The organism is Streptomyces sp. NPDC015127, assembly GCF_043080095.1.
GTDB lineage: Bacteria > Actinomycetota > Actinomycetes > Streptomycetales > Streptomycetaceae > Streptomyces.
This window is the reverse complement of record NZ_JBIBVE010000016.1, coordinates 67,627-78,734: the sequence shown is the minus strand read 5'-3', so window position 1 is coordinate 78,734 and position 11,108 is coordinate 67,627. Positions and strand designations below refer to the sequence as shown.

The window sequence follows — 11,108 nt, the reverse complement described above, 5'->3', positions numbered from 1 at the left end:
GATGCCCCCGCCTGGATAGGCGGGGGCATCGTCATGTCAGGTGTCAGTGCTGACGGGCCGTACGGCGGCGCGCCACCAGGTAGCCGCCACCGGCGACCAGCGCGGCAGCGACGCCCGCGAGGATGCCGATGGGTGCGCCGTTGCCGGTCTCCGCGAGGTCGCCGGACGTGCCGTCGGCGCTCGGCGCGGGAGCCGCGGGGGCCGAGGTGCTGGGCGTGCTCGACGGCTCACCCTCGCCCGGCTTCTCCTCGCCCGGCTTGTCGTCACCGGGCTTGTCCTCGCCCGGCTTGTCCTCACCGGGCTTGTCCTCGCCCGGCTTCTCGTCCTCGCAGTCGGACTTGAAGACCTTCTGCTTGGCCTTGCCGTTCTCGCCGTCGAAGTTCCAGAACAGCTTGTACTGCCCGTCGGGCAGGGTCATGTCCAGGGTGCGCTCGTGGCCGTCGGCGTCGAGCGTGAGCGAACCGGACTTCACGGTCTCGCCCTTGGCGAGGTCGTTGTTCGCCCAGGCCTCAATGTGCCACTCGACCTGCTGACCGGCGTCGAAACCGAAGGCGTCGAGGTAGAACTCGCAGACCTTCGGCTCGTTCTTGCGGAGTTCCTCGCCGGTCGCGGAGTCGTGGATCTTCACCGTGCCGTTGTCGCCGTTCGTGGCGAACGCGGCGGGTGCGGCCGACAGCGAGACCGCCGCGGCAGCCACCAGAGCGCTGGTGGAACGAAGGATGCGCATATGGGTGTCCATCGTGAGAGAGGGATGAAGACGCCGTGGGGGGCGGCTCAGCGTCCTGTGAACCCACGCGCCAGTCAAGGTCTCTTGCTCCGCATCCGCACCACGCGTACGGATTCGTCCCCGAAGGCCCTGATAACGATCAGGTGAACCCGCCGTTCCGCAACGGCTCCTGACGGACCTACAGCGCCAGGAACGACGCCACCAGCAGGGCCCCGCCCGCAGACGCGGACACCCACGCCACGCGCGTCAGCCGCAACCCGCCGCCGATCACCAGCGCCGCCAGCAGCAGCGCGCCGCCCAGCGGCAGCCAGGCGTGCAGCCCGCCCGCCGGACCCGTGCGCACCGCCTCGCGCGTACCCGGCTTCAGCACGACGGCGAGCGTCACACCCTTCTTCACCGCGACCGACCGCTCGATCGTCACCCGCTCGCGCTCCGGCGCCGGGTCCTTCGGCACGTACGGCCCCGTGCACACCGTGTCGTCGCAGCGCGCGACCGTGAGCGTGCCGTGCTCGCGGCCTTTGGAGAGCAGGATGTGCTGCGCATTGCCCCAGGACGACCAGAAGCCGGCGACCAGCAGGAGCAGGGCGACGAGCGCCATGGACGCCTTGCGGGCGTGGGTCAGTATCCGGCCGGAGGAGTTCCGCTTCATGGCCCGCGATCCTTGGCCATAGGGCAGCGCCGGGTCAACCTCGGACCGGCCCGAGGAGACCCAGGTCTCAGGTGTTGTACGTCCCCTGCGCCCGCTCCAGCCCGTCGATCACCAGACACTCCACCGCGTCCGCCGCGCGGTCCACGAAGTAGTCCAGCTCCTTGCGCTCCGCCGACGAGAAGTCCTTCAGCACGAAGTCCGCGACCTGCATCCGGCCCGGCGGGCGGCCGATCCCGAACCGCACCCGGTGGTAGTCCGGACCCATCGCCTTCGTCATCGACTTCAGGCCGTTGTGGCCGTTGTCCCCGCCGCCCAGCTTCAGCCGCAGCGTCCCGTAGTCGATGTCCAGCTCGTCATGGACCGCCACGATGTTCCCGGTCGGCACCTTGTAGAAGTCCCGCAGCGCCGTCACCGGGCCACCCGACAGGTTCATGTACGACATCGGCTTCGCCACGATCACCCGCCGGTTCGACGGACCCGGAGCGCCGATACGGCCCTCCAGTACCTGCGCCTGCGCCTTCTGCGCACGCTTGAACGATCCACCGATCCGCCCGGCCAGCAGATCGGCGACCATGAAGCCCACGTTGTGCCGGTTCGCGGCATAACCGGGCCCCGGATTGCCGAGGCCCACGATCAGCCAGGGTGCGTTCACGTCGGACATCTGCGCTGCGTCTCCTCGTCACCGGCCCGAACAGGAAGAACGGGGTGGCAGGCCGCAGCCCGCCACCCCGTGAAAAGCCTCAAGCAGAGCCTAGGGCGTGTCCGGCGGATCAGGGCCGGACACCCCCTGCGGCTCAGGCCTCGGCGGCCTCTTCGCCCTCGCCCTCGGCGACCTCGCCGGTCGGCTCCTCCGCCTGCGCGGCCAGGACCTGCAGGACGACAGCGTCCTCCTCGACGGCCAGCTTGACACCGTTGGGCAGGGTGATGTCCTTCGCGAGGACGGACGCGCCGGCCTCCAGGCCCTCGACGGAGACCGAGACGGACTCGGGGATGTGCGTGGCCTCGGCCTCGACCGGCAGAGCGTTCAGCACGTGCTCGAGCAGGTAGCCGCCCGGGGCCAGCTCGCCCTCGGTGTGGACCGGGATCTCGACGTTGACCTTCTCGCCGCGCTTCACGAGCAGCAGGTCGACGTGCTCCAGGAAGCCCTTCAGCGGGTCGCGCTGCACGGCCTTCGGAATGGCGAGCTCGTTCTTGCCGTCGATGTCGAGGGCAAGCAGGACGTTCGGGGTACGCAGGGCGAGCAGCAGCTCGTGGCCCGGCAGGGTGATGTGGACCGGGTCGGTGCCGTGACCGTACAGAACACCCGGGACCTTGTTGTCACGGCGGACACGACGGGCGGCGCCCTTGCCGAACTCGGAACGGAGCTCAGCGGCGATCTTGACCTCGGACATGTGCACTCCTCGTAGACAGAAGCGGAATGGTGGCGGTCACCCGGCCACGACTGGCCTGCTACGAAGAGCGCGTCGATAACGGACCGCCGCACCACAGGTGCGGCCTCCCTCGCCGAGCAACTACGGCAGTCTACGCGGCAGCCGCCCGGCACCCAAATGGATCACCTGCCGGAACGCGTGGGGGCCGACCCCCGCACGCCCGCCGAAACGCGCGAGGGCCGCCCCGCGCATCGCGGGACGGCCCTGCTCGCCTCTGCTGCTGCCTACTTGTCTTCCTCGAACAGGCTCGTCACCGAACCGTCCTCGAAGACCTCACGCACGGCGCGCGCGATCGTCGGCGCCATCGACAGCACCGTGATCTTGTCCAGCTCCAGCTCACCCGGCGTCGGCAGCGTGTTCGTCAGCACGAACTCGCTCACCTTCGAGTTCTTCAGCCGGTCGGCGGCCGGGCCCGACAGGATGCCGTGCGTCGCCGTCACGATCACGTCCTCGGCACCGTTCGCGAACAGCGCCTCGGCCGCCGCGCAGATCGTGCCGCCCGTGTCGATCATGTCGTCGACCAGGACACACACCCGGCCCTCGACCTCACCGACGACCTCGTGGACCGTCACCTGGTTCGCGACGTCCTTGTCACGGCGCTTGTGCACGATCGCCAGCGGCGCGTCCAGACGGTCGCACCAGCGGTCCGCGACACGCACCCGGCCCGCGTCCGGGGACACGATCGTCAGCTTGTTCCGGTCGACCTTCGCGCCCACGTAGTCCGCGAGGACCGGCAGCGCCGACAGGTGGTCCACCGGGCCGTCGAAGAAGCCCTGGATCTGGTCGGTGTGCAGGTCGACCGTGAGAATGCGGTCCGCACCCGCGCACTTGAGCATGTCGGCGACCAGACGGGCCGAGATCGGCTCACGGCCGCGGTGCTTCTTGTCCTGGCGCGCGTAGCCGTACGACGGGATGATCACGGTGATGCTCCGGGCCGAGGCCCGCTTCAGAGCATCGATCATGATCAACTGCTCCATGATCCACTTGTTGATGGGAGCCGTGTGGCTCTGCATCAGGAAGCAGTCCGCGCCACGCGCCGACTCCTGGAAGCGGACGTAGATCTCGCCGTTGGCGAAGTCGAAAGCCTTCGTCGGGACGAGGCCGACACCGAGCTGGTGTGCAACCTCCTCGGCCAGCTCGGGGTGGGCGCGGCCGGAGAAGAGCATCAGCTTCTTCTCGCCGGTCGTCTTGATCCCGGTCACAGCACTGTCTCCTCAGACGTGTTCTCTGGCCGCGAAGATCCTGGGCGCGAGCCAGCCGAATTTGTGTGCACGTATCACGGTACGCCGAGTTCGGCGCACTCGTTTCCGGTCAGTTCTCCTCGGCGACGCCCTCCGTTGCCGCCGTAGCGGCCTGCGCGGCAGCGCTGCCCGGGCGCTTACGAGCCACCCAGCCCTCGATATTCCGCTGCTGGCCACGGGCGACGGCCAGCGAACCCGGCGGCACGTCCTTGGTGATCACCGAGCCCGCGGCCGTGTACGCGCCGTCCCCGACCGTGACAGGAGCCACAAACATGTTGTCCGAGCCCGTGCGGCAGTGGGACCCGATCGTGGTGTGGTGCTTCTTCTCGCCGTCGTAGTTCACGAAGACGCTCGCGGCGCCGATGTTCGAGTACTCGCCGATCGTCGCGTCACCGACGTAGGACAGGTGCGGCACCTTCGTCCCCTCGCCGATCACGGCGTTCTTCGTCTCGACGTACGTGCCGATCTTGCCCTTGGCGCCCAGCTTCGTCCCCGGACGCAGGTACGCGAACGGGCCGACCGTCGCCGCCTCGCCGATCTCCGCGCCGTCCGCCACCGTGTTGTCCACCCGGGCACCCCGGCCCACCGTGGTGTCCCTCAGTCGTGCATTCGGGCCCACCTCGGCGTCCTCCGCGAGATGCGTGGCGCCCAGCAGCTGCGTACCGGGATGCACGACGACGTCCTGGCCGAAAGTCACCGTCACGTCCAGCAGCACGGACGCCGGGTCCACGACCGTGACACCGGCCAGCATGGCCCGCTCCAGCAGCCGCTCGTTGAGCAGCCGGCGCGCCTCGGCGAGCTGCACACGGTTGTTGATGCCCAGGATCTCCCGGTGATCGGCCGCGACGGACGCGCCGACCCGGTGCCCGGCCTCACGCAGGATCCCGAGCACGTCGGTGAGGTACTCCTCGCCCTGGCTGTTGTCCGTACGCACCTTCTTCAGCGCATCGGCCAGCAGGACCCCGTCGAACGCGAACACACCGGAGTTGATCTCGCGGATCGCCCGCTGCTCGTCGGTCGCGTCCTTGTGCTCGACGATCGCCGTCACGGCGCCCGTGGCGTCGTCGCGCACGATGCGTCCGTAGCCGGTGGAGTCCGGCACCTCGGCCGTCAGCACGGTCACCGCGTTGCCGTCGGCGGCATGCGTGGCGGCCAGGGCGGTCAGTGTGTCCCCGGACAGCAGCGGGGTGTCACCGCAGACGACGATCACGGTCCCGCGCAGCTCTCCGCCGAGCTCCTCGAGGCCCATGCGCACGGCGTGGCCGGTGCCGTTCTGCTCCGCCTGGAAGGCGGTACGGGTGCCCGCGTAGTGCTCCACGAGATGGGCCTCGACCTGCTCGCGCGCGTGGCCGACGACCACGACGAGCTGCTCGGGCTGAAGCTCCCGCGCGGCACAGACGACGTGTCCGACGAGCGAACGCCCGGCGATTTCGTGCAGGACCTTGGGGGTCTTCGACTTCATGCGGGTGCCCTCACCCGCTGCGAGAACGACGACGGCTGCCGGGCGATTGGCGCTCACGGATATGCCCTTCGGCTTCGGGTGGTGGACATCCGAAGGATACCGGGGGGTTTCGGGGGAGAAACGAGCGCGGGTCCTGACCAGGGAGGTCAGGACCCGCGTACAAGGGCTCCCCCGCCAGGACTCGAACCCGGACATAAGGCACCAAAAGCCTCAGTGCTGCCAATTACACCACAGGGGATAAAAGGCACCTGAATCGGACATTCGATTGCGGTGCCTCTTGGGCACCCAACACTATGCCGTAACAGGCGCCCTCCGTGCGACGGTACAGACCGGCACTCTTGGTGATGCAGAGGACGAGGCAGCCGCGGCAGGTCTCGTCGAGGTTCTTGCGAACGGTCATGGAAAGCGCGCGCGTTCCGGGCGTCCGCACTCCCGGGAAAATGACTCGCGGCCGCCCGTAGTCTGGGAGTCATGACCGCAACGGGGGCAGAGCAGGACGCCACGGGTTCGACCGCCCGGGCGTGGCTGTGGTGGGGGCGGCGGCGCAGTGCCGTGCTCGACGTGGGGCTGGCGGGCGTGTCCGCCGTGGAGTGCGCGCTGCAAGGCGTTGCGTTCGCGGAGCAGGCCGCGCTGCCGGTGCCCTTCGGGGTGCTGTTCGGCCTGGCCGTCGGATCGGTGCTGGTGCTCAGGCGGCGGTGGCCCATCGCCGTGGTGCTGGTGTCGGTGGCGACGACGCCCGCCGAGATGGGCTATCTGATGGCCGTGGTCGGCCTCTACACGCTGGCGGCCTCCGAGGTGCCGCGCCGGATCACGGCGACGCTGGCGGGGATGTCGCTGGTGGCGACGTTCATCGTGACGTTCGTGCGGGTGCGCCAGGACGTGCAGGGCGGGGACTTCGGTGCGTGGTACGTGCCGTTGATGGCCGGCTTCATGTCGCTAGGGCTGACGGCTCCGCCCGTGCTCTTCGGCCTCTACATAGGGGCGCGGCGGCGGCTGATGGAGAGCCTGCGGGAGCGGGCCGACTCCCTGGAACAGGAACTGTCGCTGCTGGCGGACCGTGCGGAGCAGCGGGCGCAGTGGGCGCGTCAGGAGGAGCGGACGCGGATCGCGCGGGAGATGCACGACGTGGTGGCCCACCGCGTGAGCCTGATGGTGGTGCACGCGGCGGCGTTGCAGGCGGTGGCGCTCAAGGATCCGCAGAAGGCGGTGCGGAACGCCGCGCTGGTGGGCGACATGGGCCGGCAGGCGCTGACCGAGCTGCGGGAGATGCTCGGGGTGCTGCGCGCGGGTGAGGATGTGCAGCGCGCGGGTGCGCAGAAGCCGGTGCCGCTGGCGGCGGTGGGGGTGGCCGCGGCGGCTGCCGCGGCCGCGGCAGCCGGGGACGGTCCGTGTCTGGCGGACATCGAGGTGCTGGTGGGCCAGTCCCGGCAGGCGGGCATGGTGGTGGAGTTCGCGGTGCAGGGGGAGGCCCGGGACTATGCGCCGGAGGTGGAGCAGACCGCGTACCGCGTGGTGCAGGAGGCCCTGACCAATGTGCACAAGCATGCCGCGGGCGCGAAGGTGAGGGTGCGGCTCGCGCACCGTGATGCCGAGGTCGCGATGCAGGTGGAGAACGGCGCTCCGGACGCGGCGGGTGCCGCGTCGGTGCCGGGTCTGCCGAGCGGGGGGAACGGGCTGGTGGGTATGCGGGAGCGGGTGACGGCGCTGGGCGGGGTGTTCGTGTCCGGTCCGACCGACGTGGGGGGCTTTCGCGTCTCGGCGGTGCTGCCGCACCACGCCGAGGCGGCGTGAGCGTCGCGTCACGGGGACACCCGCGGGCGCTACGGGGTGTCCGGCTCTGATCCGTCGGGCAGGTGCTGGTCCAGGGTCAGGCGGGCGGGCTGGATGCCGGTGACCAGTGTGGTCAGTGCCTGGTCGATGTCCGGTCCGAGGTACCAGTCGCCGGTGTGGTCGATGCTGTAGACACGGCCCTCGGCGTCCATCGCGAGCACCGCCTGGTGGTCCCCTTCCCGCCCCAGCGGCGAGATCTCGGTGTCCAGGGCGCGGCCCAGGTCGGACAGGGTGCGGGCGAGGTGGAGGCCCGCGAGCGGGTCGAAGTGCACCGGTGCCGGGGCATGCTGCCGGCCGGGCCCGGGAGCGGTGACGGTGAGCCCGCCGAATTCGGCCCATGCCTCGACGACGGCGGGGAAGACACTGTGGCGGTGACCTGCGGGGGAGACGTGGGCGCGCAGGCTGTCGGCCCAGTGCTCGGCCTGCTTGATGTCCCACCGGCCGGGCTGCCAGCCGGCCTCGCGCAGCGCGGCGTCGACGGCGACGGGGAATCGGGTCGTGCTCAGGTGGTCGGGCATCGGTGTGGGTGTCAGCCGTTCTCGGGTGCGGTCGGGTCGACGGGACGTACGCCGAAGTGGTCCAGCATCGCGGTGCACGACCGGCAGGGCGGCGCGTAGCTGCCGTGGAGCGGGTCGCCGTCCTCGCGGATGCGCCGTGCCGTGAGTTTGGCGTGCTTGAGGGCGCGGCGGGCCTCGCTGTGGGTGAGGGGCTTGCGCTGGGCGCGCTTGGAGCGCTGGCTCTCGGCGGAGGCGAGCTGTCGGGAGAGCAGGATGGCCTCGGGGCACCGGCCGGTGAAGCGCTCGCGCTGGCCGCTGGTGAGGGTGTCGAGGAAGTCCTGTACGAGTGGATGGAGTGTGGGCGGCTGGTCGGCCTTGCCCGCGGTGCAGGTCAGGGTCTCGCCGCGGACGGAGAGTGCGGCGGCGACGGCGGGCAGGATGCCGTCGCGGCGGTGGCGGAGGCCGGGTGGCCGTACGGTGTCGTCGCTGCTCCAACTGAGGCGTGGATCACCGTTCGTGCGTGGTTGCGCTGTGTGCATGGCGCTTCGGTCCCTCCCGTGCACTCCCCCGAGTGGCGAGGGAACAGCCTGCCAAATGGGGCGGGTGGTGTGGAAGCTGGGTCGCTTAAACGTGTCGCCTATGGGCTCTGGGTCACTCGAAAGTGACTGTTCGTTACGGAAGAGGAGCATCGGCCGCCGCTCTTGCCGTACCGCATAGGCTGTGCTGAACCAGCCAGACGCCACAGGGGGCAAATCGCCATGACGACAGGTCGGCAGGGCCTGGGGGCAGCAATGGGCCCCGGGGCCGGCGCGCGTACCGCGCCACCGAATGCGGCCTACGCCGGGCAGGTCGTGCACTTCCCGGACCCGGTCCGGGCCGCGCGTCATCCGCGCGGGGTGCGCGTCGACGACAACGGATTCCCGGACTTCTCGCCGTACGCGCGCGCGGCCGCGGAGATCGCCGAGCCGCCGGAGGGCTTCGGTGTGGACGAGCTGCGGCTCACCGACTTCGTGTCGGCGAACGCGGCGCTGCACGCGGACGGCCACGCCCTGTGGGACACGGTCCCGGCGGTGGCGACGCCGCACGGCTGGACCTGGCACCACGTGCCGGGGACGCGCCGGCTCGAGCTGGTGCCGGTCGAGGTGAAGGCGCTGCTGCGGCATCACGGCGGTCTGGCGACGGCTCCGGTGGACCAGGGCAAGCGGGGCACGCGCCCGCTCCAGGAGACGCGGCCCGCGCATTTCGGTCTGCCGAAGGGCGCGGTCTCGGTGACCGAGCAGCAGTTGCAGGGGGTGGAGGAGGACCTGGGCTACCGGCTGCCGGGGCCGTACCGCTCCTTCCTCAAGGCGGCGGGCGGCTGCGCGCCGGTGGGCGCGGCGCTCGACGCCGAGCTGGGGCTGCTGGTCGACCAGCCGTTCTTCACGGTGCGCGACGAGGCCGCCGTGAACGACCTGGTGTACGTCAACAAGTGTCTGCGGGACCATCTGACGAAGGACTACCTGGGGGTGGCCTTCGTGCAGGGCGGGATCCTGGCGGTGAAGGTGAGGGGCGCGGACGTCGGGTCGGTGTGGTTCTGCGCGTACGACGACGCGCGGGACGTCAGCGACGCGGCCGGCTGGAATGTGCAGGAGCGGGTGGAGCGCCTGCTGCTGCCGTGCGGCGAGGATTTCGACGCGTTCCTGCGGCGGCTCGCGGGCAATCCGCCGGAGTTGGAGACCGTGGCGAATCTGATGGTGGACGGCGGCTTCGCGCGGGCCGTTCCGGTTCCGGGCGAGGGGTGACGGTCCGATGGTGACGTTTGCGCAGGCGCAGGAGCGCGCCGAGGAGTGGGTGAACGGCGATGTGCCCGCGTACCAGCACCGTGAGGTGCGGGTGCGGGAGTTCGAGCTGGGCTTCGTGGTGTGGGCGGAGGACCGCGCGGGCGGCGTGCGCTCGGACGGCGGGGAGCAGCGGCTGGTGATCGCCCGGGACAGCGGTGAGGCGACGCTGTGGCCGGGACTGCCGGTGGGCGAGGTGATCCGCCGGTACGAGGAGGAGTACGGGGCGCAGGCGGCCGCGGCGGCCCCGTCGGCGGCGGAGCCGCCGCAGCGTATCGATCTGAACCAGACGTCGTTCCTGCTGAGCCCGCCGGAGTGGCTTCAGGAGGCGGCGGACAAGCTGGGCATCCCGGACCGTCGGGCGGCGGCGTCCGAGGCGGACGGGGGTGCGGGCGGCGACGCGTCGCCGTCGGCCGCGGGTGCGGATGCGTCATCTGCTGACGCATCCGGTTCGATCGGTGGCAACTCCTCGCAGCCGACGGGGACTTCGCCGGGTTCGGCCGCCACGCCGTGGCCCGACGCGGGTGCGGCCGCGGACGACGCGGATGCCCGGCGCGACGACGGCCCGGCGTGGCCGAGCGCGGGCGGCGCCGACCACGAGCCGACGGCGTCCGACGGTGTGCCCGCCCGTCCCGCCGCGGGCACCGGCTGGACGGACACGAGCGCGGACGGCGGCGACGACGCGTCCGTGCCGCTGCCCGCGACGGTGTTCGCGCCGCCGGTGTCGGTGGACGACGCCGCCACCCCGCCGCCCGTCGGCGCCGACGCACCGACGGCGCTCATGTCGGGCGGGAGTCAGCTGCCGCGTACGGCGATCGCCCCGGCGCTCGACCCCCAGAACGGGCCGGGCGCGCAGCCGCCCGCCGCCTCGTCCCCCGCGTCCCCGGCATCCCCCTTGCCCCCGGCTTCCTCCGCGACGCCGCCGCCCGCCGGACCACAGGGTGCGAGCGCGGCCGACATCGCGGACGCGGCGACGAGCAAGGCGGTCCTGCCGCCGCGCGGCGCGCGCGCCGGCGCGGCAGGGGGCGCGACGCCTCCGCCGCCGCCCGGTGCCCCTGGCACGCCCGGCGCACGGCCGGGTGCCACGCCGCCGCCGACGGGCCCGGGGACTCCCGGCGCGCCCGCGGGCGGCTATCTGCCGACGCAGCTCGTCTCGCAGCTCGGCCCGGAGGGGCCCCAGCCCCCCGCGCCGGCCGGTTCGACGCCGCCGCCTCCCGGGCCGCCGGCGCCTCCTGGTGCGACGCCGCCTCCTGGTGGCGGGGTGCATCATGCGGCGACGATGCTGGCGGATCCGAGTCAGATGGGTCCGGGTGCTCCGCAGCCTCCGGGTCCTCCTGGTGCGCCGCGTCCTCCGGGCTCCACGCCGCCGCCTCCCGGGCCGCCGGCGCCTCCTGGTGCGACGCCGCCTCCTGGTGGCGGGGTGCATCATGCGGCGACGATGCTGGCGGATCCGAG

Annotated in this window: 10 protein-coding genes, 1 tRNA gene and 1 pseudogene; 3 read left to right on the top strand and 9 right to left on the bottom strand. The window is 71.5% G+C overall.

Annotated elements, in window-relative coordinates; all coding sequences use genetic code 11:
• Positions 1-43 precede the first annotated feature (43 nt).
• The 7 genes from ACF08N_RS28840 to ACF08N_RS28810 form a co-directional block, all read right to left on the bottom strand.
• Complete coding sequence (locus ACF08N_RS28840) at positions 44-727, bottom strand: LPXTG cell wall anchor domain-containing protein (RefSeq protein ID WP_392327633.1); 684 nt, start codon at positions 725-727, stop codon at positions 44-46.
• Positions 728-905: 178 nt separating this feature from the next.
• A complete protein-coding gene (locus tag ACF08N_RS28835; RefSeq protein WP_392327632.1) occupies positions 906-1,376 on the bottom strand; it encodes a hypothetical protein in 471 nt (156 codons plus the stop codon).
• Positions 1,377-1,443: 67 nt separating this feature from the next.
• A complete protein-coding gene (gene pth, locus ACF08N_RS28830; protein WP_392327631.1) occupies positions 1,444-2,037 on the bottom strand; it encodes an aminoacyl-tRNA hydrolase in 594 nt (197 codons plus the stop codon).
• A 133-nt stretch (positions 2,038-2,170) separates the two neighbouring features.
• Entirely contained in the window at positions 2,171-2,767 is a 597-nt protein-coding gene (locus ACF08N_RS28825) for a 50S ribosomal protein L25/general stress protein Ctc (RefSeq protein ID WP_392327630.1), read from the bottom strand.
• A 263-nt stretch (positions 2,768-3,030) separates the two neighbouring features.
• The gene (locus ACF08N_RS28820) at positions 3,031-4,008 is read right to left on the bottom strand and encodes a ribose-phosphate diphosphokinase (protein WP_392327629.1); all 978 of its coding nucleotides are present in this window, start codon (positions 4,006-4,008) and stop codon (positions 3,031-3,033) included.
• Between the two features lie 109 nt (positions 4,009-4,117).
• A complete protein-coding gene (glmU, locus tag ACF08N_RS28815; protein ID WP_392327628.1) occupies positions 4,118-5,566 on the bottom strand; it encodes a bifunctional UDP-N-acetylglucosamine diphosphorylase/glucosamine-1-phosphate N-acetyltransferase GlmU in 1,449 nt (482 codons plus the stop codon).
• 109 nt (positions 5,567-5,675) lie between these two features.
• Positions 5,676-5,747 (bottom strand) — tRNA-Gln (locus ACF08N_RS28810).
• Positions 5,748-5,980: 233 nt separating this feature from the next.
• Between ACF08N_RS28810 and ACF08N_RS28805 the strand changes: the two genes are divergently transcribed.
• On the top strand, positions 5,981-7,300 hold the full coding sequence (locus tag ACF08N_RS28805) for a sensor histidine kinase (RefSeq protein ID WP_392327627.1): 1,320 nt from the start codon (positions 5,981-5,983) through the stop codon (positions 7,298-7,300).
• Positions 7,301-7,329: 29 nt separating this feature from the next.
• On the opposite strand, the gene ACF08N_RS28800 is transcribed toward ACF08N_RS28805, so the two are convergent.
• Positions 7,330-7,857, bottom strand: coding sequence for an SUKH-3 domain-containing protein (locus ACF08N_RS28800; RefSeq protein WP_392327626.1), 528 nt, complete (start codon positions 7,855-7,857; stop codon positions 7,330-7,332).
• An 11-nt stretch (positions 7,858-7,868) separates the two neighbouring features.
• Positions 7,869-8,375: a YwqJ-related putative deaminase gene (locus tag ACF08N_RS28795; RefSeq protein ID WP_392327625.1), complete on the bottom strand. Its 507-nt coding sequence runs from the start codon at positions 8,373-8,375 to the stop codon at positions 7,869-7,871.
• Between the two features lie 219 nt (positions 8,376-8,594).
• On the opposite strand from ACF08N_RS28795, the gene ACF08N_RS28790 reads away from it, so the two are divergent.
• Entirely contained in the window at positions 8,595-9,617 is a 1,023-nt protein-coding gene (locus ACF08N_RS28790; RefSeq protein ID WP_392327624.1) for an SMI1/KNR4 family protein, read from the top strand.
• A 7-nt stretch (positions 9,618-9,624) separates the two neighbouring features.
• Positions 9,625-11,108: pseudogene (locus ACF08N_RS28785) on the top strand (hypothetical protein); the annotation flags it as partial.

What these genes read in the sequence shown, in the direction of transcription:
- ACF08N_RS28840 (WP_392327633.1), bottom strand. Translation starts at nt 727, where the DNA reads ATGCGCATCCTTCGTTCCACCAGCGCTCTGGTGGCTGCCGCGGCGGTC.
- ACF08N_RS28835 (WP_392327632.1), bottom strand. Translation starts at nt 1,376, where the DNA reads ATGAAGCGGAACTCCTCCGGCCGGATACTGACCCACGCCCGCAAGGCG.
- pth (WP_392327631.1), bottom strand. Translation starts at nt 2,037, where the DNA reads ATGTCCGACGTGAACGCACCCTGGCTGATCGTGGGCCTCGGCAATCCG.
- ACF08N_RS28825 (WP_392327630.1), bottom strand. Translation starts at nt 2,767, where the DNA reads ATGTCCGAGGTCAAGATCGCCGCTGAGCTCCGTTCCGAGTTCGGCAAG.
- ACF08N_RS28805 (WP_392327627.1), top strand. Translation starts at nt 5,981, where the DNA reads ATGACCGCAACGGGGGCAGAGCAGGACGCCACGGGTTCGACCGCCCGG.
- ACF08N_RS28800 (WP_392327626.1), bottom strand. Translation starts at nt 7,857, where the DNA reads ATGCCCGACCACCTGAGCACGACCCGATTCCCCGTCGCCGTCGACGCC.
- ACF08N_RS28795 (WP_392327625.1), bottom strand. Translation starts at nt 8,375, where the DNA reads ATGCACACAGCGCAACCACGCACGAACGGTGATCCACGCCTCAGTTGG.
- ACF08N_RS28790 (WP_392327624.1), top strand. Translation starts at nt 8,595, where the DNA reads ATGACGACAGGTCGGCAGGGCCTGGGGGCAGCAATGGGCCCCGGGGCC.